Genomic DNA, 21,956 nt, shown 5'->3' with positions numbered 1-21,956 from the left:
TGTGCCCGCCCGTCGCTCATTCGACGGCAACGGGGCAGCTCATCCGCCTGCGATGGTCCAGTTCCCGTTCGGGGCCGGTGAGTTCGAGCGCCACGGTGTGGCGCACGTCCGCGCTGGACGCGGCGAGTCGCAGCCGCAGCTCGCCGGGCTCGACGATCCGCCGCCCGTCGGGGCCGGTGAACGAGGCCAGGTCGGCGTGGAAGCGGAAACGGACCCGGCGGCTCTCGCCGGGGGCGAGCGGGACGCGGGCGTAGCCGACCAGCCGGGCGTCGGGCCGGGTGGTGCGGGCGACGGGGTCGTGCAGGTACAGCTGGACGGTCTCGATGCCGAAGCGCCGGCCGCTGTTGCGGACCGTCACCTCCACCTCCGTGCCACCGTCGGTGGGGAGTCGGTGCCGCGGGTCGGGTCCTGGCGTCCACTCGAAGGCGGTGTAGGACAGGCCGTGGCCGAACGGGTGCAGCGGCGTCGGGTCGAGGTTGCTGACCCCGTTGGCGAGGCCGAGCGGCGGCTGCAGGTACGTCCAGGGCTGGCCGCCGGGCTCGCGCGGGATGCTGACGGGCAGCCGCCCGGACGGGTCGGCCGCGCCGGCCAGGACGGCGGCGAGGGCCGGCCCGCCCTCCTCACCGGGGAAGAACGCCTGCACGGCGGCGGCGCAGCGCCCGTCCCAGCGGCCGAGCGCGTACGGGCGGCCGGTGAGCAGGACCAGCACCACGGGGGTGCCGGTGCCGAGCAGCGCGTCGATCAGTTCGCCCTGGACGCCGGGGAGTCGGAGGTCGGGGGCGTCGCAGCCCTCGCCGGAGGTGCCGCGTCCGAACAGCCCGGCGCGGTCGCCGAGGACGGCGATGCACAGCTCGGCGCCGGCGGCGGCCCGCACGGCCTCGTCGAACCCGGCCCGATCGTCGCCGTCCACCTCGCATCCGGCGGCGAACTCGATCTCCGTGTCGGGGAGTTGCTCGCGCAGCGCGTCGAGGACGGTGGGGATGGCGAGGCCGAGCGGGACGTCGGGGTGGTGGGTCCCGACGTGGCTCGGGAAGGAGTAGCAGCCGAGCATCGCGAACGGGTCGTGGGCGCGCGGCCCGACCACGGCGATCCGCCGGGTGCCGGGGGCGATCGGCAGCGTACCGGCGGGGTTGGCGAGCAGCACGACGGACTGTTCGGCGATCCGGCGGGCGAGGGCGCGGTTGGCGGGCGGGTCGAGGTCGATGCTGCCGCGGACGTCGTCGGGGGCGGTGTCGGGGCCGCAGTCGGCGGGCAGCGCGGGCGGCAGCGGGCTCCAGTCGGGGTCGAGCAGGCCGAGCCGGCACTTCTGCAGCAGGACGCGGCGCAGCGCGCGGTCGACCAGCCGTTCGGGGATGCGGCCGTCGCGGACGGCTTCGACGAGGCGGTCGCCGTAGGCGCGGACGGTGGGGAGTTCGACGTCCACGCCGGCGGTGAGGGCGAGGCGGGCGGAGTCGGCGCGGTCGGCGGCGACCCGGTGCAGGGTCTCCAGGAAACCGATGCCGAAGTAGTCGGCGACCACGGTGCCGGTGAACTGCCAGGTGTCGCGCAGCAGTTCGGTGAGCAGGGCGGGGTCGGCGGCGACCGGCAGGCCGTCGATCTCGGCGTAGGAGTGCATGACGGAGTCGGCGCCGCCTTCGTGCACGGCCATCTCGAACGGCGGCAGCAGGACGTCGCCGAGTTCGCGGGCCCCGGCCCGGACGGGGGCGAGGTTGCGGGCGCCGGCAGAGGCGGAGTAGCCGACGAAGTGCTTGAGGGTGGCGACGATGCCGGCGGAGCGCAGTCCGCGGACGTAGGCGGTGCCGATGGTGGAGACCAGGTAGGGGTCTTCGCCGATGGTCTCCTCGACGCGTCCCCAGCGCAGGTCGCGGGCGACGTCGAGGACGGGGGCGAGGCCCTGGTGGATGCCCATGGAGCGCAGGTCGCGGCCGATCGCCCGGGCCATGTCGGCGATCAGTTCGGGGTCGAAGGTGGCGCCCCAGGCGAGCGGCACGGGGTAGGCGGTGGCGCCCCAGGTGGTGAAGCCGGCCAGGCACTCCTCGTGGGCGACGGCGGGGATGCCGAACCGTCCGGCGGCGGTGAGCTGCTGCTGGGCGCGGGCGAGGGCGAGCGCGCCGACGGCGGGGTCGACGGGGGCGGTGCCGAAGGAGCGGGTGAGTTGGCCGAGACCGTGAATGGAAAGCGCTTTCAGGTCGACCGGGTCGCACATCTCGTTCTGGTGCGGGGCGACGCCGTCGCCGCCCGCGTCGGCGCCGACCCAGACGCCGTACAGCTGGGCGGTCTTCTCCTCCAGGGTCATCCGGGCGATCAGGTCCTCGACCCTCAGGTGCGGGTCCTGCACGGGGTCGCGCCAGGGGTCGGCCGGGTGCGGATCGGTGGCGGCCGGTGCGGGCTGGGTCGTCATCGGACGTCTGGTGTCCTTCCGCTGCTGGGTGGTTGACGCTCTCGCGGGTGGCTCCGGAGGGCTCGGCCCTTGACGGCGCCGGGGGCTCAGGCTCTGGCGGTGCCGGGGGCTCAGGCTCTGGCGGTGCCGGGGGTCCGGCTCTGACGGCGCCGGGGCTCAGCCCTTGACGGCGCCGGCCATGCCGCCGACGATGCGGCGTTCGGCGAACACGAAGAAGCCGAGGGCGGGCAGCATCGACAGGGCGGTGTAGGCGAGGATGCCGGCGGTGTCCTGCGAGTACTGGGACTGGAAGGAGGCGACGCCGAGCGGCAGGGTGAAGTGCGACTGCTCGTTGAAGACCAGCATGGGCAGTTGGTAGCCGTTCCAGGAGCCGAGGAAGGCGAGCACGGCGACGGTGACCAGGGCGGGCCGGGCCAGCGGCAGCATGATCCGCCACAGGAAGCCGAGCCGGGTGCAGCCGTCCACCGCGGCGGCGTCCTCCAGTTCCCCGGGGATCGCGGCCATGAACGGCCGCAGGATGACGATCGTCACCGGCAGCCCGAACGCCGCCTCGGCCAGCGCCACGCCCAACCAGCTCTCCAGCAGGTGGAGTTGGCGCAGCAGCAGGTAGACCGGCAGGGAGGCGACGCCGAGCGGGAAAAGCAGTCCGGCGGTGAACAGGGTGTGGATGCCCTCCCGGCCGCGGAAGCGGTAGCGGGCCAGCGCGTACGCGGCGGCCGCACCGAGTCCGCAGGTGAGCACGGTGACGGCGACGGCGATCAGGGCGCTGTTGCCCATCAGCCGCCAGAACATCGAAGAGCCCAGCACCTTGCGGTAGTTGTCGATCACCCAGGGGTGCGGCAGGCCGGTCGGGTCGGCGTTCAGCTGCGCGTTGGTGCGGAAGCCGCCGAGCACCACGAAGGCGATCGGCACCAGCGTCACGCCGGCCACCAGCAGGGCGGCCAGGTAACGGCCGGGGACGGCCAACCGGTCCGCCGTCACCGCCCGACGGTCTCGGTCTGTGGTGGCGGGCATCAGTCCACCCTTCCGGTGAGCGCGCCGTCGGTGTCGCGGCGCAGCGCGAACCGCTGGTAGGCGAGTGCGAAGGCGAAGCAGACCGCGAACAGCACCACGGCGACGGCGCTGCCGTAGCCGAACTGGTAGCGGCGGAAGCCGCGGTCGATGACGTAGGTGGCCATGGTGGCGGAGGAGCCGGCGGGGCCGCCGAGCGTCATGATCCAGACCAGTTCGAAGAGTTGCAGCGAGCCGATCACCGACAGGAAGATCCAGATCCGGACGGTCGGGCCGAGCAGCGGCAGCACCACCTTGCGGGTGGTCTGCCAGGCGGAGGCGCCGTCCAGGGCGGCGGCTTCGCGCAACTCCGTGGGCACGCCCTGGAGTCCGGCGAGGAAGAGGATGATGCCGAAGCCGAGGTACTTCCAGGTGGAGACCGCGAACAGGGTGTAGAGCACCAGGTCGGGGTCGGCCAGCCACTGGTGGACGAGGGAGTCGAGGCCGATCGAGCGCAGCGCCCGGTCGACGGCGCCGCCGGGCTGGAGCATCACCAGCCAGGCAACGGCGGTGATCGCCTCGGAGAGCACGTACGGGGTGAAGGCGATCAGTCGCAGCAGGGCCCGGCCGCGCAGGCGGCCGTTGAGCAGCAGAGCGAGGGCGACGGTGAGCGGCAGTTGGACCGCCACGGACAGCACTGCGAAGACCAGGTTGTGCCGGATGGCGCCCTGGAACACCGGATCGGCCAGCGCCTTGCGGTAGTTGGCGAGTCCGACCGTTCTGCTGGGCGGGCCGAAGCCGTTCCAGTCGAAGAAGCTGTAGTAGACGGCGGCGGCGATCGACACCAGCACGAACAGCGCGAACAGCGCGAGCGCGGGGCCGAGCAGCAGGGCGAGTTCGGCCCGGGTGCGGGTGCTGGTGCGCCGCCGGGCGGGGCGGCCGCGGGACGGGGTGGCGGAGCGGGCCGGGGCGGCGGCCCGCTCCTCGACGGGGCTCATTCTCAGCCCGCCGCGTTCACCGCGCGGGCCACCGAGCCGGCGTCGCCCTTGCCCGCGAACAGGTCCGCTGCCGCGTCGTTGAGGGCCTGGCCGACGGCGGTGGGCAGCGCGACGTCGAAGTACACCTGGATGTAGCTCGCTCGGGCGTTGTAGTCGAAGATCTGCTTGACCACGGGGTCCTTGATGGCGGCGACGGCCACCGGGTTGACCGGGATGGTCGCCGCGCCGGAGCTGACCAGTTCGGTCTGCACCTCGGCGCCGGTCAGGTACTTGAGCACCTGCGCGCAGTCGGCGGCGCGCTTGACGGTGCAGGAGAAGCCGTCGCCGCCGCCGAGTGCGACGGTCGGGTCGCCGGCCGCGCCGGTGACCGCCGGGAACGGGAACCAGCCCAACTGGTCCTTGTAGGACGGGTCGGCGGCCAGGCCCTGCATGACGCTCGGGTTCCAGTCGCCCTGGAGTTCCATCGCGGCCTGTCCGGCGGCGACCAGGCCGGCCGAACTTCCGCTGCCCTGCTGGGCGGGGGTGCCGTTGAAGCCGTCCTGGAACGGCTTCAGGGCGATCAGGTCGAGCACGTCCTGCCCGGCCCTGGTGAAGCACGGGTCGGTGAACTCGGCTGCTTTCACCGAGGACTTGAGGGTGTCGACGGCGCATTCGCGGACGGCGAAGTAGTCGTAGTAGAAGGCGTCCGGCCAGCGGTCCTTGCCGCCGAGCGCGATCGGGGTGCTGCCTGTGGCCTTCAGCTTGCCGATGTCGACCTTCAACTCGTCTATGGTGGCGGGCGGTTGGGTGATGCCGGCGTTGCCGAACAGGTCCTTGCGGTACCAGAAGCCGACCACGTGCGAGTCGTAGGGGACGCCGAGCTGCTTGCCGTCGGCGGCCCAGCCCTGGGCGGCCGGGCCGAGGTCCTTGATCCAGTCGGCGGTGAGCGAGGTCAGGTCGGCGACCCGGCCGGACTGCGCCTGGGTGGCGAGCAGGCCGCCGCCCTGGTTGAAGTAGATGTCCGGCGGGTTGTCGGACTGCAGGGCCAGCGGGACCTTGGTGGGGAACTGCTCGTTCTGGAGCGGCACCACGTCGATCTTCGAACCGGCGTGGGCCTGCCGGTAGTTGGCGGCCGCGTGGTCCCACACGGTCTTCAGCGGGTCCTGGGTGCCGTTGTGCCACCAGGTCAGCGCGCCGCCGCCGCTGCCCGAACCGCCGCTGCCGCAGGCGGTGAGCAGGGCGAACGCGGTGGCGGCGGCCAACGCGGCCGCGGGCAGACGTCTGCGAACGAACATGGTGCGGGCCTCCTGGGGCAGGGAGCGGCTCGAAAGTTTCGGAAACGGCGGCGCGGATGGTGCCGGGCACGGTGCACTCAACGCCGGGGCGGCGGCGCTGAACTGCGGAGCAACCCGCCACGCGGAGGTGCGGCCGGGGAGGTTCGAACGCTTCGAATGTTTCGCGCTTCGTTCGAATATTGCGAGGAAGCTACGGCGGCCGGACGGGCGAGTCAAGACCTCCGACCGAACCGGGCCGCCGTTCGCACACCACCCCGCCCGGCCCGCCGGGGGCGCTACTATCCGTGCCATGAGCGCCGCTGAACTCGAACCCGACCCCGCGCCGACTCTGTCGGAGATCGCCCGGGCGGCCGGCGTCTCGGCGCCGACAGTTTCGAAAGTCCTGAACGGACGGGCCGACGTCGCGCCCGCCACCCGCGCCAAGGTCGAGGAGATCCTGCGCCGCACCGGCTACCAGCGCCGCCGCACCACCGCGCCGCCGTCCCGGCTCCTCGACCTGGTCTTCCACCAGCTCGACAGCGCCTGGGCGGTGGAGGTGATCCGCGGCGTGGAGAACGTCGCCCGCGACGAGGGCCTCAGCATCGTGCTGTCCGAGTCCGCCGGACGGCTCACCCCCGGCCAGACCTGGGTGGACGGCGTCCTCGCCCGCCGCCCCGCCGGAGTGGTGCTCGTGCTGTCCGACCTGGACGCCGCCCAGCGCGACCAACTCACCGGCCGCGACATCCCGTTCGTCGTCCTCGACCCGGCCGGCGACCCCGCCGACGGGGTGCCCGCCGTCGGCACCGGCAACTGGCAGGGCGGCCTCGCCGCCACCCGCCACCTGCTCGACCTCGGCCACCGCCGGATCGCGATGATCTCCGGCCCGGCCGGCATGATGTGCAGCCGCGCCCGCGTCGACGGCTACCGCACCGCGCTGGAGACCGCCCGGCTGCCGGTCGACCCCGAACTGGTCCACGAGGGCGACTTCCACCACGAGGCCGGGTACGCCGCCGCCCGCACCCTGCTGACCCGCGACGACCGGCCCACCGCGATCTTCGCCGGCAACGACCTGCAGGCACTCGGCGTGTACGAGGCCGCCCGCGAACTCGGCCTGCGGGTGCCCGAGGACCTCTCGGTGGTCGGCTTCGACGACCTGCCGCTGGCCCGCTGGGTCGGCCCGCCGCTGACCACCGTCCGGCAGCCGCTGGTCGAGATGGCCGAGACCGCCGCCCGCCTCGCCGTCGGACTCGGCCGCGGCGAACGCCCCGCCGCCACCCGCATCGACCTCGCCACCAGCCTGGTCGTCCGCGCCTCCACCGCGCCGCCGCCCGTCCTCCCGTGATCACCGACTGCCTTGTTCCGCCGATCCGTTGACGGCGGTGCCCGGCTCCCCTACCGTCGTCCGGGACCTCGCCGGAACATTCGACCACCACTCGAAACTTTCGGAACGCTCCTCCCCCGCTCCCCGGTGGCCGGGCACACCCGCCCTGCACCGCGCCCGGCCACCGGCGCCACCCGTCGACCTCGCGATCGACGCGCAGTCAGCGCCGGACCACCTTGCGTCGATTGACCTGATCGTTGCACGAGGACGATTTCCGGCATCCCGTCACATACGCAATCAGATTGCCCGTGACCGGAGTTGACTTGTGTGAACAGTGTGGAGAAATTGGTGCCGCCTCGGACCTTCCGCGGCGTGTCTCCGAACCCATGCGCCAGTGAGTGAGTAGCTACATGCGCCACCCCAGAGGCTTCCGCGCCGCCGCCGTCACGGCCGCGGTCGGCCTGATGTCCGTGCCCGCCGTCTACACGGCCTTCGCGGCGAACGGCACCACCTACACCGTGAACCTGCACCAGGCCAAGGACCTGCCGATCACCGCGGCGGCGTTCGGCGGGCACGGCACCTGCGCCACCGTCCCGAAGAACCAGGACGGTTGGCACTTCGTCCTCTCCGGCAACAGCACCGACTTCGTCAAGCTCACCGTCACCTTCGAGCCCGGCGGCCAGAAGGTCGTCACCGACTTCGGCCCGCCCAGCAGCAAGCACGCCTACGTCGGCTCGGCCAAGGGCGCCAAGCTCACCTCGGCGGTCGCCGAGGTCCGCGGCGGCGACGTCAACAAGCTCAACTTCAACCTCGGCGACACCTGCCCCGCCACCGGGACCACCCCCTCGCCGTCGCCCACGCCGAGCAGCAGCCCCTCACCGTCGCCGTCACCGTCACCGTCACCGTCACCGTCACCGAGCGCGTCGGCCGGCCCGTCACCGTCGCCGAGCGCGTCCGAGAGCCCGTCGGAGTCTCCCTCGCCCAGCAGCTCCCCCACCGAGTCGCCGTCCGAATCGCCGTCGCCGTCCCCGTCGACCGAGCCCAGCACCAGCGCCTCCCCGTCGCCCTCGCAGTCACCCTCGCCGTCGACCGACCCGACCGAGAACCCCTCCCCCGAGCCGAGCACCGGCCCCTCGGAGTCCCCGTCCGATTCGCCGTCGCCGAGCACCTCGCCCTCGGAATCGCCGACGCCGTCCCCGTCGACCGAGCCCAGCGCCTCCCCGTCGCCGTCACCCTCGCCGTCGACCGACCCGACCGAGGAGCCCTCCCCCTCCACGAGCCCGTCCGAGTCCCCGGCCCCGAGCGACTCCGCCTCGCCGTCCCCGTCCGACTCGCCGAGCAGCAGCCCCATACCGTCGGACACCCCGTCCGGAACCCCGGGCCCGACCGCGGACACCTCGGAGCCGGGAACCACCGCCACCCCGACGGACGACAGCCTCGCCTTCACCGGCGCGGACGTCCTCGGCACCACCGCCGCCGGCCTCACCCTGATCGGCGCCGGCCTCGCCCTGCTGCTCCGCCGCCGCAAGGGCACCCACCGCTAGAGCAACCCCCTTACCCGCAAAGCGAGTTCACCGGGCCGTTGCCGCCGATCGGCGGCTGCGGCCCGGCCCGCCGCAGGCCGCCGCGCCGACTCAGAGCTGCATGAGCCGGGCGGCGGTCGGCCGGAATCCGCACCGGCCGTAGAAGTCCTCCAAGTGCGGCTCGTGGTCGACGTGCAGCCACTCGGCGCCGTGCGCCCTCGCCTCGGCGGCAGCCGCCCGCACCAGCCGCACCCCGAGCCCCCGCCGACGCTCGTCCGGATGCACCGTCGTGTCCAGGATGAACGCGTGCACACCGCCGTCACCCGCGACGTTGACGCACCCGACCAGCCGCCCACCCCGCCGCGCCGCGACCCAGGTCAGGCTGTGCGCCAACACCGGCACGAAGGAACTCGGCCGGTACTCCGGCCACGACGCGCCGAACAACTCGTTGAGCTCGGCATCCGTCAGGGCTTGACACCGCGCGGCGGCAACGGTTCCAGCACTGCCCACTGGGGCGGAGCACGCCTCGCCCACCCGTCCGGTCGGCTGTCAACCGCGACATCGTTGTGGTTGCCGCCCCGTCCCGGCGAGGGGAACAGGGCATCTGGGTCACCGCCGACGTGGCGAGATCGAGGGGCTGAGATGCCAGTTGGTCGGATGGCCGGAGCTCGATGCGCACCGTGACGCAGAGGTCGCCGGGCGGGTCTCCGTTGCAGCCCCGGCCGCCCAGGCCGGGCAGCCGCAGGCGCTCGACCTGCCGGTCACCGGCCGCATCGCCGGCCGGACCCTGGCGCCGGAACCTCGACTACGCCGAAGCCGAGACGCTCCTGCGCCACCTGGTCGCCGCCGCCTTCATCGTCTGCCAGGTGCCCGCCCCCAGGAGATCCTGGCCCTGCGTTCGGGCTGCTGCCCCGACCCCGAACCGCAGGCGACGCCCACCGCGGCCACGTACCCGCGCAGTTCGCCGTCGTACGGGGTGCAGTCGGCGCCGGCCGCGAACAGGCTCAGCCGCAGCGGGGCGAGCACCGAGCAGCTGGTGGACCTGCGCGTGGTGACCTCGCGCGGGAAGGCGATGCCTGGCTCGGTCGGCAAGTCCCCTTCCAGATCAATGAGTTGAACACTGGCGGCGGCCGCCCCGGCGTCGGCCAACGCCGCCGCCATCGCCAGCGCCCGCTCCGGGTGCGGTACGGGTGCGGTACGGGTGCGAGAGGTCACGTACCCCGCACCCGTCGGCGCCGAACCCTGCTTTCCCGGTGGGGAGTTCGGCCGCCCGGGCGGGCCGGGCCAGGGGTTTGCGCGATCACCGACAGGCCATTCCGGTCATTCGGTGGCCGATACCCGCGAAGGACCGCTTTCTTCCCGGATGCCGCACCCCGGGGTGCGGGGGACTGCCATGCTGACGCCAGCGGAATGTGACATTTCACATTCCGCCCATCGTCCCATCCCTGCACCCCGAGGAGAGACACCCATGAAGACCACCGTCATCGCCGTCGCCACCGCCGCGGCCATAACCACCCTGGCCACCGTCCAGGGGGCCGCCGCCGCGCCGACCGGCCCGGCCGGACCGGTCGGCGCCGTCGTGACCTGCGGCACCCCTGGCGCGCCCGGCCCGCTGCTGACCCGGGCCTGCGTCGAGGTGACCGGCAACCAGGTCCGCTTCTACGGGGTGGCCACGCCCGGCGACCCGTCCTGGGAGCCCCGGCCCCTCGGCTTCACCGTCTCCGGCACGGTCGTCGGCAGCGCCCCCCTCGCCCCCGTCCACCCGGCCGTCATCGTCCAGCCCGGCTCGAACCAGGTCGGCAGCGTCTTCTCCAGCGCCCCGTGCGGCGCCACCGTCAGCACCACCTTCTCGGTGGCCCAGCCCGGCTGGCCCACCTCGACCGCCACCGTCTCCACCGTGGTGGCCTGCTGACGCCGGACTCCCGCAGGTGTGCCCCGGCCCCCGGGGCACACCCCGCCACCACCCCTCCGCAGCAACCTTCCAGCGGCAGCAGGTCCACCGGCACCCGCATCCCACCAGCACGAACCGGCCGATGCCGCGCAGCCCGAGCACAGGAGCCGGCCGCCGCAACAGCGCCCCGACCCGACCGGGCGGCCGAGCAACACACGGCCCGGTCGCCGGTCCAGTCGTAGCCGAGGACTCGCGACGCCGCCGGGCCGCCGGACCCGTCCCAATGGTTCCGGTCCGGCTTCCAGCTCGTCCACGCCCTTGCGGACGTCCGTCGGATCTCCCCGCGCCATGAAACGTGATCATCGCATGACCTTGATCCACTTCTAGAACAGTCCCTAATACCAGGGCCGGGTGTCCTGCGCGGGCAGGGGGCGGAGGGTCGACCAGTGGTCGAGGAGGCGGGCGGACAGGGCGGCCGCGAGCTTTCCGGTCGTGTGCAGGTGGTCGTGGTCGCGGGTCATGGTGGCGAGGACGCCGAGGCGGTGGACGAGGCGTTCGCGGGCGGTGACGTAGCCCCAGGTGAAGTCCTCGGTGGGGACGCGGGCGAGTTGATCGGCCGTGCCGCGGTGCGCTCGCTCGACGAGGGCGTCGCCCTGGATCAGCCAGGCCGCGCAGGCGTCGGCGAGGTCGCCGGGCACGTCGCGGCCGGTGAGGGCGCGCCAGGTGGTGCGGTAGACGTTCTCGACCTCGGCGAGCGGGGCTGCGGTGACGGACATGGCGCACCAGCAGGTGGGGAAGCCGATACGGAAGTAGGCGAGTTCGACCAGGCCGTTGCCGAGCGCGGCCCGTTCGAAGTCGACGAAGCGGACGCCCTCGGCGGTGCGCAGGTCGTTGCCCGGGCAGGGGTCGCCGTGCAGCAGCGCGTGGTGCGAGGCCGGGTCCAACCGGCCCAGCAGAGCGCCGAGTTCGTCGTCGACCCCGGGCGGTACGGGCACTTCGAGCGCCCGCGCCAGGGCGAGGAAGGACTCCGCGTCGGCGGCGGTCGGCCCCGACCAGGCCGGCAGTGCGCCCGCGTCGGCGGGCCCGGTCAGGGCGTGCAGCCGGGCGAGCGACTCGGCGTACCCCGGCATCCAGTCGTCCGTCCGCCCGAGGTCCTCCACGTACTCGAGGACCATCACCCGCGACGCGACGTCCGTCGCGAGCACCGCGGGCGCGACGGCCGGTGCGGAGGCCCGCCCCGCCAGCCGCAGCCCCGCGACCTCCCGCGCGAAGCGCGTGTCGGCGTCGGCGGCCGCGTCCCCGCCGTCGGTGATCTGCTTGACGATGACCCGCTGCCCGTCCGCCAGCCGCACCCGCCACACCCGTGATCTCGGGCTGCTGTCCAGGAGTTTGGACTGCTTGGGGGTGCCGACGGCGGCACGCAGCACCTCGTTGAAAGGAACTCGCTTCAGCATGCCGACGAGCCTAGGTCTCTTCCCGGGCCCGCCGCCGGGGAACAGCCGCCCGGGAAGAGCCGCCGGGGAACAGCCGTCCGGGAAGAGCCGTCGAGGAACAGCCGGCAGGGATTCAGCGGCCGGTGAAGACGATCCGGTTGCCGTCCGGGTCGGTGACGGGCAGGATGCGCGAGCTGGTGGCGGGCCGGGCGCCGCCGTGGTCGATGCCCGCGGCCGTGAGGCGGGCGAGGCGGGCGTCGAGGTCGGACTCGTCCAGGACGACGGTCGAGTGTCCGGCGCGGTCGGGCTCGGCCCAGACCTGGACGCCGTACGTGTCAGCGAGGTGCCACTCGACCAGGCCGGCCATCGGTCGGGCGTCCGGGCCCCGTCCGAACAGGGCAGTGTACCAGGCGACGGCCGGGTCCAGGTCGGTGACGGTCAGCTGGGCGAGCAGTCGTCGGATCGTCATGTCGGTTCTCCTGTCTCGTTCCGGAGGTGGGCGCCCAGCGCGTCGAGCCACGCTCCGGTGCCCTGCTCGCGCCAGCTCGGCTCCTCGTTGCCGTTGAGGAAGGCGCCCTGCTCGGTCAGGACCAGCAGGGTGCCGCCGCCGGGCCGGGTGAGGAACTCGACCGTGGTCAGCGACACCGTCGCCAGTTCGCTGCCGGCGCTGAGGGTGGAGGTGTAGACGAGCCGCCGGTCCGGGACGATGTCGCGGTACCAGGACTCGAAGACCAGCTCCGGGCCGTCGGCACGCCGGGCCCGGTTGATCTCGCGGCCGCCGACCCGGAAGTCCAACTCGTGGGCGGCGTCCGCGCCGGAGAACCAGCCTGCTTTGGCCTGCGGGTCGGCCCACGCGGCGAACACGCGGGCGGGCGGGACGGGGTATCGGCGTTCGAGGCAGAAGGTGGCGTGCGCGATGGTGTGCGAAAACTGACGATCCGTCATGTGCTGCTCCTGTCTTCGGAGTCGGCGGCCAGCAGGCCGCCGAGCCGGTCGAGTCGCGTCTCCCAGGCGGTGCGCCGGGCGGCGAGCCATTCTTCCGCCGCGCGCAGCACGGCCGGCTCGATCCGGCAGGTGCGGACCCGGCCGACCTTCTCCGAGCTCACCAGCCCGCAGTCCTCCAACACCTGGAGGTGCTGCATCACCGCGGGCAGCGACATCGGGTAGGGCTTGGCCAGCGCACTGACGGACGCCGGAGCCGCGACCAGTCGCTGGACCAGGTCCCGCCGGGTGGCGTCCGCCAGCGCCTGGAAGACCCGGTCCAGATCCACCTGTTGCTTAGGCATGCACTTAACTGTCCGCCCATATCCTCGAACAGTCAAGAGGACGGTGAAGTATCGGCCCGGCTCAGCCGGTGCCCGACTGCCAGAGCGCCGCCGGGTCGGCGTGGAGGCGCTGCACGGTGGTGAGGGCCGCGCCGAGGACGGGGCCGCGGCGGGCCAGCGGGGAGGCGCGCAGGGCGTCGTCGGGCCAGGGGCGGACGCGGATCAGCGCGGCGAGCTCGGTCCGCATCGCGGGCAGCAGCCATCGGGCGAGGTCGGCGTACGCGCCGCCGAGCACCAGGGTGGCCGGGTCGATCAGGTGGACGGTCGCGGCGAGCGCCGTGCCGAGCGCCGTCCCGGCGTGCAGCAGCGCGCGCAGCACGGCGGGGTCACCGGCCTCCGCACACCGCACCAACTCGCCGACGGCGTCGGTATCATGACGAACCGTCAGATTGGAAGACCGCAGCACCGCCGCAAGACCGGCGTAGGGTTCGAGGCAGCCGCGGGCGCCGCAGGAACAGGGGCGGCCGTCGGGGCGGACGGTGAGGTGGCCGAGTTCACCGGCGAAGCCCTGCACGCCGCCGAACAGGCGGCCGTCGAGGACGAGTGCGCCGCCGATGCCCTCGCCGGCCGAGATGTGCACGAAGGTGCCGGAGCCGACGCCCTGCCAGAGTTCGGCCATCGCACCGAGGTTGGCCTCGTTCTCGACGGCGGGGGCGGTGCCGGGGCCGGGCCAGGCTGCGGGCAGGTCGAGGTGGTGCCAGCCGAGGTTGGGGGCGTGTTCGAGGTAGCGGCCGGGCCCTTCGACGGGGACCCGCACGCTGCCGGGCACGGCGAGCACCCGGCCGACCACCCGCAGTCCGAGCGCGACGGCCTGCGCCTCGATCTGCGCGGCGAGTTCGGCCAGTTCGGCGAGGGTCCGATCGGCGGGCCGGGCGGCGTTCGGCGCGGCCCGGTGGAGCTCGATCCGGACGTCGCCGCGCAGGTCGACGACGCACGCGCCGAGGTGCTCGACGCCGACCTCCAGGCCGAGCCCGGCCGGGCCGCTGTCGTTCAGCACGAGGGCGCGGCCGGGCCGGCCGACCCGGCCACTGCGCTCCAACTCGCCCTCCACCAGCAGTCCGCCGGCGATGAGTTCGTCGACCAGGCTGGACACGGCGGTGCGGGTCAGGCCGGTGCGGCCGGCCACGTCGGCGCGCGACAGCGGGTGCGCGGCGGCGACGGTGCGCATCACCAGGGCGAGGTTCTGCCGCCGCATGTCCTGCTGGGAGGCGGGGCCGCGCCGAGGGGCGCGTTCGCCGTCGGCCGGCTGCTGCCCGTCCGCTGCCACGATCGTTCGTCTCCGCTCCGCCGCCCGGGCTGCCGTCACTGCTGTGCGCCGCCGCCTTGCAGGGCCGCCGTCTGCGAAATGGTAGTCGCGATCCGTTCGAGGGCCGCGTCGTCGCGTTCGAGCGCGGGCAGCACCGGCCCGTCGGCGGTGCCCCAGCGGCGGGCGACGGCGTCGGCCGGTTCGCCGGTGAGCAGCGCGGCGGCCTGCGCGGCCGCGCCGAGGGCCACCAGTTCGCGGGCGGCGGGCAGTTGGACCGGGCGGCCGGAGAGCCGGCGCACCGTGTCCTGCCAGGCACGTCCCTGGGCGCCGCCGCCGATCAGCAGCAACGGCTGCGCGGGGTCCGGGCCTTGGGCCGGGGCTCGGTCAGGTGCTCGGTCAGGGGCTCGGTCCGGGCCTCGGTCCGGGCCGCAGTCCGGGCCGCAGTCCGGGCCGCAGTCCGGGGAGTCGACGGCGAGGACGTCGCCGAGCGCGGCGAGCAGCGAGTACGCGGCGCCGTCGTACGCGGCTTGGAGGAGTTGGCCGGCGGTGGTGTCGTGGCGCAGGCCGTGCAGCAGTCCACTGGCATGCGGGAGGGCGGGGGTGCGTTCGCCGTCGAGGTAGGGCAACAGGACGGCGGTGCCGCCGGGTTCGACGTCGGCGCGGTCGCGGCCGAGCAGGGTGGCGATGCGGTCGACGGCGAGGGTGCAGTTCAGGGTGCAGGCGAGGGGCAGCCAGCCGTCGAGGGCGTCGGCGAAGCCGGCGACGGTGCCGGTGGGGTCGGCGGGGCGGGTGTGGGCGACGGTGTAGACGGTGCCGGAGGTGCCGAGGCTGAGCACGGGGGTGCCGGCGGTGAGGCCGAGTCCGAGGGCGGCAGCCATGTTGTCGCCGGTGCCGGTGGCGATCGGGGTGCCGGGGCGCAGCGGTCCGCCGGGGCGGGCCCGGCCGGCGGCGGTTCCGGCGGGGGCGACGGCGGGGAGCAGGGCGGGGTCGAGTCCGATCCGTTCGAGGACGGCGGGGTGCGGGCCGTCGGGGGTCCACCAGCCGGTGCCGGAGGCATCGCCGCGGTCGGTGACGGCGTGGCCGGTGAGCCGTTCGGTGAGGTAGTCGTGCGGGAGGCGGACGGCTGCGGTGCGGTCGGCGTGCGCGGGTTCGTTGTCGCGCAGCCAGGCCCATTTGGCGGCCGTGAAGGATGCGCCGGGGACGCTGCCGAGTTCGGCGGCCCACCAGTCGGCGCCGAACTCCCGGACCAGTTCGGCGGCTTGGGGCGCGGAGCGGACGTCGTTCCAGAGCAGCGCGGGTCGGACGGGGTGTCCGGCGGCGTCCAGGGTGACCAGTCCGTGCTGCTGTCCGCCGATCGCCAGGGCCTGGGCGCGGTCGGCCCATCCGGTGGCGGCGACGGCCGTGTTGAGGGCGTCCCACCACTGCTGGGGGTCGCTCTCCTGGCCGCGCCGGGAGTCCACCCGGTGCGGGGCGCGGCCTTCGCCGAGGACGCGTCCGGTCGTGGCGTCGACGGCCAGGGCCTTGGTGGACTGGGTCGAGCTGTCGACGCCGATCACCACCTGCGGGTGTGCCATGGGCGTGCTCCTGTCTGCCTCGTCTGCGTGGGGTCCACATCGTCTGCGTCGTCCGCGTGGCCTGCGCGGCCTGCATCCCCGGCGTGGCCTGCGTGGCCTGCGTGGCCGCGTCCTCCCCGGGGAGAGGGAAAGCGCTTTCCGTTTGCGTTTCCCGGGGTGTCCCGCACGGCTTCGGCCCAGGGGCTTCCCTCGCGGGGCGGGCCCATATTAATTTGTCTTCCGGCCTGACGAATAGACCCTCCCCGTCCCCGGTCGATTCCCCCGGTCGATTCCCCCGGTCGAGTCCCCTCGGTCGATCCCCAGCGTTTGGAGTACGCGATGAGCCGGCTCACCCCCACCCCCGACGACAAGTTCACCTTCGGCCTGTGGACGGTCGGCTGGCAGGGCCGCGACCCGTTCGGCGACGCCACCCGCCCGGCGCTGGACCCGGTCGAGACGGTCGAGCGGCTGGCCGCACTCGGCGCGTACGGCGTGACGTTCCACGACGACGACCTGATCCCGTTCGGCTCCTCGGACGCGGAGCGCGAGGCCGTCGTCAAGCGGTTCGCCGCCGCCCTGGAGTCCACCGGCCTGCGGGTGCCGATGGCCACCACCAACCTGTTCACCCACCCGGTGTTCAAGGACGGCGCGTTCACCGCCAACGACCGGGACGTGCGCCGCTACGCCCTGCGCAAGACCATCCGCAACATCGACCTGGCCGTCGAACTCGGCGCCACGGTCTACGTCGCATGGGGCGGCCGCGAGGGCGCGGAGCACGGCGCGTCCAAGGATGTCCGCACCGCGCTGGACCGCCTGAAGGAGGCGTTCGACCTGCTCGGCGAGTACGTCGTCGAGCAGGGGTACGACCTGCGCTTCGCGATCGAACCGAAGCCGAACGAACCGCGCGGCGACATCCTGCTGCCCACCATCGGCCACGCGCTGGCGTTCATCGAGCGCCTGGAGCGGCCCGAACTGGTCGGCGTCAACCCGGAGGTGGGCCACGAGCAGATGGCGGGCCTCAACTTCCCGCACGGCATCGCGCAGGCGCTGTGGGCGGGCAAGCTGTTCCACATCGACCTGAACGGCCAGTCCGGCATCAAGTACGACCAGGACTTCCGCTTCGGCGCGGGCGACCTGCGCCAGGCGTTCTGGCTGGTGGACCTGCTGGAGTCGGCCGACTATCAGGGCCCGCGCCACTTCGACTTCAAGCCGCCGCGCACCGAGGACGTCGACGGCGTGTGGGAGTCCGCAGCCGGCTGCATGCGCAACTACCTGCTGCTCAAGGAGCGCGCCCTTGCGTTCCGCGCCGACCCCGAGGTCCAGGCCGCCCTGCTCGCCGCCCGCCTCGACCAGCTCGCCCGCCCCACCGCCGAGGACGGCCTCGCCGCGCTGCTCGCCGACCGCGCCGCGTTCGAGGACTTCGACGTCACCGCGGCCGCCGAACGCGGCATGGCCTTCGAGCGCCTCGACCAGCTCGCCATCGAGCACCTGCTCGGCGCACGCTGATCCTTCGTCAATATCTGTATCCAGCACGGCAGATGTGCGAAGAGAGCGCCGTCCCGCGAGGGGATGGCGCTCTCCGATTCCGACTTGGTTACTGCCCGTAGGTGCCGGTGGACCAGATCGCGCCACCCTTGCCCGGGCCGCCGGCGCGCTTGTAGATGACGAAGTTGCCGTCGTCCTGGAGCAGCGCGTACGCGCCGGGGCTCCAGAACGTGCCGGTGGACCAGATCGAGTCGACCAGCTTGGGCGCCGGCTTGTAGAGCACCAGGTTGCCGTCCTCCTGCATGCACAGCATGGCACCGCCGTGGCCCCACGTACCGGAGGCCCAGATTTCCTTGTTGTCCTTCTTGCGGAAGATCACAAGGTTCCCGTCCTGCTGAAGCAGCAGCCAGACCGAGTCGGACTGCGCCCAGCCGCCCGGAGTGATCAGGCCCGGCGATCGCGGGATGTTGGGGCAGAAGGCGGACGGCGCCTCGTAGGTGGAGGTGCCCCATCCCTTTTCGTTCGTGACGAGCTGGAGGGAGCCGCCCGGGTAGAGGGTCAGCACGCCGCCGTGCTGCCCGTAGGTGTTGGACGACCAGAGCGCGCCGCCAGTCTCGGCGCTGCCGCCGGCCGCGTACACCACGAGGTTGCTGTCCGCCTGGAGGATGGCATAGGCGCCCGGGTGGCCCGAGGTGCCACTGCTCCAGATCTCGTGCTTCGGACCGCCCGTCGAGTTGACCAGGTAGAGCACCAGGTTGCCGTCCGCCTCCATCATCAGCACGGACTTGTTGTCCTGGCCGACGAGAGTGCTGCCGCCCGCACGCATCTCGGTCCCCCGGTACAGGTACGACCCGCCCGGCCACGGGTCGACCGGCACCTGGCACTTGGGCGTCGGCGGCACCGGGTCGGCGGCCTGGGCGGACGGTGCCAGACCGGCCATGACGGCGGCGGCCAGCAGGCCTGCCGAGGCAGTGCGGATCACGCGTCGCCGCATGATTTCCCCCCTTGAAAATCACTTGGGTGTTCCGCAATCGAACATAGCACTCACAAAGCTGATGCAAAATCATCAGCCCCACCCGTCACAGGCGTTCGGTGTCCACCCGGCCTCGGACGCGGTACTGTCGTCGGCACCCGTCCGGCGTGATACCCCTCCGGACCGAGCCGTCGACCGTTCCGGCTCCCCTCCGCCACGGGCCCGCCGCCGTGACCACCTCCGGCCCCACCCGAGACGCCCAAGACACCCGAGGCGCCCGAGACGCCCAAGACGCCCGAGACGCCCGAGACACCCGACGTCGGTACCCCGCCCCTCGACCCGAAAGGTCAACTCGCCATGCGCCCCACCCTGTTCACGGTCGAACGACCCGGCCCCGGCCGCCTGAGCACCATGGCCCGCCCGCGCGGCGGCGACTGGCTCGCGGGCGAGCTGAGCGCACTCGCCGCCGCCGGCGTCACCGACCTGGTCAGCGCCCTGACACCGCCCGAGTGCGCCGAACTCGGCCTCACCGCCGAACCGGAGCTGGCCGTCGCCGCCGGACTGCGCTTCCGCAGCCTCCCGATACCGGACTTCACCACCCCCGTTCACGCGCAAGTCCGGCCCGCCCTCGACGAGTTGACCGCCCGCCTGCGGGCCGGCGCGCACCTGGTGCTCCACTGCCGGGCAGGCATCGGCCGGTCCTCGCTGCTGGCGGCCTCCGTCCTGATCCTCGACGGCCTGGACGCCGACACCGCGTGGGAGCGCATCGCCCGCGCCCGCGGCCTCGCCGTCCCGGACACCGCCGAGCAGCGCGCCTGGACCAGCCGCCTCGGCCACTGAAACCCGGCGTTCGGGTGGTCCACCCGTGTCGCACCGCGGGCGGGCGCACCCGCCGACCGAATCCGCCTACCGTGGGACTCCCGGTCACTGTGCGTGGTGACGGTGCGCCCCTGGGAGGGTCGATGTCCTCATCCGCGTCGGACCGGTCCGAACGCCCGCCGTCGGCTCCGCGCCGCGGGCTGCTGTGGCGGGTGGGCTCCTGGTGCGCGCGCCATCCGGTGGTGGTGGTCGTGGGGTGGCTGCTGCTGCTGGCGGGCGTACAGATCGCCAACCGGACCGTAGGCGGTGCGTACTCGGACGATTTCTCGGTGCCCGGTACGCAGGCGCAGGACGGCCGTGACGTGCTTCAGGCGCACGAGCCGTCCGCGGGCGGGACGAGCGCACAGGTGGTGCTGCACGACGACCAGCCGCTGACGGACTTCCAGGCGCAGGTCGACCAGGCGGTGACGTCCCTCCAGCACCTGCCGCACGTGCTGTCCGCGCAGGATCCGCTGCCCCCGCCGGGGCAGGGCGCGCCGCCCGGAGGCGCACTGTCGTCCGACGGGCGTACGGCGTACATCACGGTGCGCTTCGATGCCAATCCGTCCACGTTCGGCGCGGACTACCTGTCGCAGGTGGACAGTGCGGTGGCGCCGCTGCGGCAGGCGGGGGTGCAGGTCGAGTACGGCGGCCCGCTGGGCGAGTTGGCTCGGCCGGCGCCGGACGACCGGGTGAGCGAGCTGATCGGGTTCGCGGTGGCGGTGCTGGTGCTGCTGGTCGGCTTCGGCAGTGTGATCGCGGCGGGGTTGCCGCTGGTGAGTGCGCTGGTCGCGGTGGTGGTGGGGCTCGGGCTGCTGGGCCTGCTGGCGGCGTTGACCACGTTCGCGACGGTCGCGCCGACGCTCGCCACGATGATCGGGCTGGGCGTCGGCATCGACTACGCGCTGTTCCTGCTGACCCGTCACCGGCAGAACCTGATGGACGGCGCGGACCCGGTGGCGGCGGCCGGCCGCGCGGTGGCGACCAGCGGCCGGGCGGTGCTGATCTCCGGCTGCACGGTGGTGATCGCGCTGGCGGGCCTGTCGGTGTCGGGCATCGCGTTCATGGCCAAGCTGGGCCTGGCGGCGGGCGTCACGGTGGTGACGGCGGTGTGCGGCGCGCTGACGCTGCTGCCCGCGATGATGGGCCTGATCGGCCGCCGGATGGATCGTTTCACCGTGCGGACGCCGGTCGCGGAGGGCAGCGGCCCCGACGAGGAGTCGGCCACCGGGATGTGGCACCGCTACGCGCGCCGGGTCGAGCACCGCCCGTGGTGGTATCTGGCGGCGGGGCTGGTGACGGTGCTGATCCTGGCGGTGCCGCTGCCGTCGATCCAGCTCGGGCACATCGACGACGGCGCGGATCCGGTGTCGTTCACCGACCGGCGGGCGTTCGACCTGATGTCCGCCGCGTTCGGTCCGGGTTCCAACGGGCCGCTCACGGTGGTGGTCGACCAGACGTCCGTGCCGGCCTCGGACCGTCCCGCGCTCGCCTCGTCCGTGCAGCAGGCGTTGACGGGCGTGCCGAACACGGCGAGCACCGCGCCGTTGCAGACCAGCGGCGACGGCGACGTGCTGTTCACCACCGTCACCCCGGCGCAGGCCCCGCAGGAGCAGGCCACCACCGACCTGGTCGGCCACCTGGCGGACACCGTGCTGCCGAACGCCGTCAAGGGGACGTCCGCCGCCACGTACGTCACCGGCACCACGGCGGCGCAGGTGGACTTCCTGGACCTGGTGGCGAGCCGGCTGCTGCCGATCATCGCCGTGGTCGTCGCCCTCGCTTTTCTGATCATCCTGCTGGTGTTCCGGGCGCCGCTGGTCGCGTTGAAGGCGGCGGTCCTCAACCTGGTGTCGATCGCGGCCTCGTACGGGGTGCTGGTCGCCGTCTTCCAGTGGGGCTGGGGCGGACCGGCCCTCGGGGTGGCGGGGAAGGTCCCGATCGAGAGCTACGTGCCGATGATGATGTTCGCGATCGTGTTCGGCCTCTCCATGGACTACGAGGTGTTCCTGCTGTCACGGGTGCACGAACGGTGGCTGCTGACCGGCGACAGCCGCGGTTCGGTGGCGCACGCGCTGGAGACCACGGCGCGGGTGATCGGCTGCGCGGCACTGATCATGGTGAGCGTGTTCGCGGCGTTCATCGTCAGCGACAACGTGGTCATCAAGATGATGGGCCTCGGCCTGGCCGTCAGCGTGCTGATCGACGCGACCGTCGTGCGCCTGCTGATGGTGCCCGCCGCGATGACGCTGCTCGGCCCCGCCGCCTGGTGGACGCCCCGCGCACTGGACCGGGTGCTCCCGCATATCGACACGGAGGGTCACAACGCCGAGTAGCTCCACGGCAGTTGATCACGTCTTCGGAATCCGATTGCCCACGTCCCATTTGTGCTTGTCCTGTGAAAGCGATCCGCCGCGCCCTCTTGTCAGGTTCACCGATGCTCCCTACCTTCGTGCTCCAGGACGTCGGCCCCACCGGGCCGGGCGGTCCACGGCGTTCGCCGACCCGCGGCGCGGCGCCGGAGACACCACACGACCTGGAGGCGCCACATGCCCGTTGCCACCGAGATCCGCGACGCCGGTCCGCTGCTGGTCGACGACGAGCTCCTCGTCTTCGAGGACGACGACCGTGCGGACCACGACCCCACGGCCTGTCTCGCCGACCCGTGGGTGACCGCCACCACCCGCGTCGCCTGCGACTTCTGAC

The 21,956-nt window shown here is 73.2% G+C and carries 20 protein-coding genes; 7 read left to right on the top strand and 13 right to left on the bottom strand.

Annotated features, from left to right (window positions below; translation table 11 throughout):
• Nucleotides 1-16: 16 nt before the first annotated feature.
• The 4 genes from AMK19_RS08905 to AMK19_RS08890 form a co-directional block, all read right to left on the bottom strand.
• Nucleotides 17-2,401 carry a glycoside hydrolase family 3 N-terminal domain-containing protein gene (locus tag AMK19_RS08905; RefSeq protein ID WP_073809846.1) on the bottom strand — a complete coding sequence of 795 codons (2,385 nt, stop codon included), beginning with the start codon at nucleotides 2,399-2,401 and terminating at the stop codon, nucleotides 17-19.
• A 156-nt stretch (nucleotides 2,402-2,557) separates the two neighbouring features.
• The gene (locus AMK19_RS08900; protein WP_083646609.1) at nucleotides 2,558-3,415 is read right to left on the bottom strand and encodes a carbohydrate ABC transporter permease; all 858 of its coding nucleotides are present in this window, start codon (nucleotides 3,413-3,415) and stop codon (nucleotides 2,558-2,560) included.
• Nucleotides 3,415-4,389 carry a carbohydrate ABC transporter permease gene (locus AMK19_RS08895; protein WP_073809841.1) on the bottom strand — a complete coding sequence of 325 codons (975 nt, stop codon included), beginning with the start codon at nucleotides 4,387-4,389 and terminating at the stop codon, nucleotides 3,415-3,417. The genes AMK19_RS08900 and AMK19_RS08895 overlap by 1 nt, the downstream gene beginning before the upstream one ends.
• A gap of 2 nt (nucleotides 4,390-4,391) precedes the next feature.
• Entirely contained in the window at nucleotides 4,392-5,663 is a 1,272-nt protein-coding gene (locus AMK19_RS08890; protein ID WP_073809838.1) for an extracellular solute-binding protein, read from the bottom strand.
• A gap of 289 nt (nucleotides 5,664-5,952) precedes the next feature.
• On the opposite strand from AMK19_RS08890, the gene AMK19_RS08885 reads away from it, so the two are divergent.
• Nucleotides 5,953-6,984, top strand: coding sequence for a LacI family DNA-binding transcriptional regulator (locus AMK19_RS08885; RefSeq protein ID WP_073809836.1), 1,032 nt, complete (start codon nucleotides 5,953-5,955; stop codon nucleotides 6,982-6,984).
• Between the two features lie 389 nt (nucleotides 6,985-7,373).
• Complete coding sequence (locus tag AMK19_RS08880) at nucleotides 7,374-8,507, top strand: hypothetical protein (RefSeq protein ID WP_073809834.1); 1,134 nt, start codon at nucleotides 7,374-7,376, stop codon at nucleotides 8,505-8,507.
• A gap of 90 nt (nucleotides 8,508-8,597) precedes the next feature.
• Here AMK19_RS08880 and AMK19_RS08875 read toward each other — a convergent pair whose 3' ends face one another.
• Both AMK19_RS08875 and AMK19_RS08870 read right to left on the bottom strand, forming a co-directional pair.
• Complete coding sequence (locus AMK19_RS08875) at nucleotides 8,598-8,996, bottom strand: GNAT family N-acetyltransferase (RefSeq protein ID WP_073810800.1); 399 nt, start codon at nucleotides 8,994-8,996, stop codon at nucleotides 8,598-8,600.
• A gap of 342 nt (nucleotides 8,997-9,338) precedes the next feature.
• Nucleotides 9,339-9,701, bottom strand: a complete 363-nt coding sequence (locus AMK19_RS08870) for a hypothetical protein (RefSeq protein ID WP_143200120.1) — start codon at nucleotides 9,699-9,701, stop codon at nucleotides 9,339-9,341.
• Between the two features lie 253 nt (nucleotides 9,702-9,954).
• Between AMK19_RS08870 and AMK19_RS36450 the strand changes: the two genes are divergently transcribed.
• Nucleotides 9,955-10,398 carry a hypothetical protein gene (locus tag AMK19_RS36450; RefSeq protein WP_083646608.1) on the top strand — a complete coding sequence of 148 codons (444 nt, stop codon included), beginning with the start codon at nucleotides 9,955-9,957 and terminating at the stop codon, nucleotides 10,396-10,398.
• Between the two features lie 374 nt (nucleotides 10,399-10,772).
• Here the strand turns inward: AMK19_RS36450 and AMK19_RS08860 are convergent, their stop codons facing one another.
• From AMK19_RS08860 to AMK19_RS08835, 6 genes are all read right to left on the bottom strand, one after another.
• The gene (locus tag AMK19_RS08860; protein ID WP_073809828.1) at nucleotides 10,773-11,831 is read right to left on the bottom strand and encodes a phosphotransferase; all 1,059 of its coding nucleotides are present in this window, start codon (nucleotides 11,829-11,831) and stop codon (nucleotides 10,773-10,775) included.
• Nucleotides 11,832-11,943: 112 nt separating this feature from the next.
• Nucleotides 11,944-12,279, bottom strand: a complete 336-nt coding sequence (locus AMK19_RS08855) for a VOC family protein (RefSeq protein ID WP_073809826.1) — start codon at nucleotides 12,277-12,279, stop codon at nucleotides 11,944-11,946.
• The gene (locus tag AMK19_RS08850) at nucleotides 12,276-12,755 is read right to left on the bottom strand and encodes an SRPBCC family protein (protein WP_073809823.1); all 480 of its coding nucleotides are present in this window, start codon (nucleotides 12,753-12,755) and stop codon (nucleotides 12,276-12,278) included. Before AMK19_RS08850 ends, AMK19_RS08855 begins: the two co-directional genes overlap by 4 nt.
• Complete coding sequence (locus AMK19_RS08845) at nucleotides 12,752-13,096, bottom strand: ArsR/SmtB family transcription factor (protein WP_143200118.1); 345 nt, start codon at nucleotides 13,094-13,096, stop codon at nucleotides 12,752-12,754. The genes AMK19_RS08850 and AMK19_RS08845 overlap by 4 nt, the downstream gene beginning before the upstream one ends.
• A 61-nt stretch (nucleotides 13,097-13,157) precedes the next feature.
• On the bottom strand, nucleotides 13,158-14,402 hold the full coding sequence (locus tag AMK19_RS08840; protein ID WP_073809822.1) for an ROK family transcriptional regulator: 1,245 nt from the start codon (nucleotides 14,400-14,402) through the stop codon (nucleotides 13,158-13,160).
• 35 nt (nucleotides 14,403-14,437) lie between these two features.
• Nucleotides 14,438-15,955 (bottom strand): FGGY family carbohydrate kinase, encoded by a 1,518-nt coding sequence (locus tag AMK19_RS08835; RefSeq protein WP_073809819.1) that lies wholly within the window; start codon nucleotides 15,953-15,955, stop codon nucleotides 14,438-14,440.
• Nucleotides 15,956-16,273: 318 nt separating this feature from the next.
• Between AMK19_RS08835 and xylA the strand changes: the two genes are divergently transcribed.
• Nucleotides 16,274-17,440 carry a xylose isomerase gene (gene xylA, locus AMK19_RS08830; protein WP_073809817.1) on the top strand — a complete coding sequence of 389 codons (1,167 nt, stop codon included), beginning with the start codon at nucleotides 16,274-16,276 and terminating at the stop codon, nucleotides 17,438-17,440.
• Between the two features lie 88 nt (nucleotides 17,441-17,528).
• Here xylA and AMK19_RS08825 read toward each other — a convergent pair whose 3' ends face one another.
• Nucleotides 17,529-18,413, bottom strand: a complete 885-nt coding sequence (locus tag AMK19_RS08825; RefSeq protein WP_083646607.1) for a hypothetical protein — start codon at nucleotides 18,411-18,413, stop codon at nucleotides 17,529-17,531.
• Nucleotides 18,414-18,749: 336 nt separating this feature from the next.
• Here AMK19_RS08825 and AMK19_RS08820 point away from each other — a divergent pair, with 336 nt between their 5' ends.
• From AMK19_RS08820 to AMK19_RS36445, 3 genes are all read left to right on the top strand, one after another.
• A complete protein-coding gene (locus AMK19_RS08820) occupies nucleotides 18,750-19,232 on the top strand; it encodes a protein-tyrosine phosphatase family protein (RefSeq protein ID WP_073809811.1) in 483 nt (160 codons plus the stop codon).
• 122 nt (nucleotides 19,233-19,354) lie between these two features.
• Nucleotides 19,355-21,586: an MMPL family transporter gene (locus tag AMK19_RS08815; RefSeq protein WP_073809809.1), complete on the top strand. Its 2,232-nt coding sequence runs from the start codon at nucleotides 19,355-19,357 to the stop codon at nucleotides 21,584-21,586.
• Nucleotides 21,587-21,799: 213 nt separating this feature from the next.
• The gene (locus tag AMK19_RS36445) at nucleotides 21,800-21,955 is read left to right on the top strand and encodes an SflA family class IV lanthipeptide (protein WP_198953271.1); all 156 of its coding nucleotides are present in this window, start codon (nucleotides 21,800-21,802) and stop codon (nucleotides 21,953-21,955) included.
• Nucleotide 21,956 lies beyond the last annotated feature (1 nt).

This window comes from Kitasatospora sp. CB01950 (assembly GCF_001905465.1).
Taxonomy (GTDB): Bacteria; Actinomycetota; Actinomycetes; order Streptomycetales; family Streptomycetaceae; genus Kitasatospora.
Note: the sequence above shows the minus strand (reverse complement) of the source record. Positions and strands in the feature narration are given on the sequence as shown.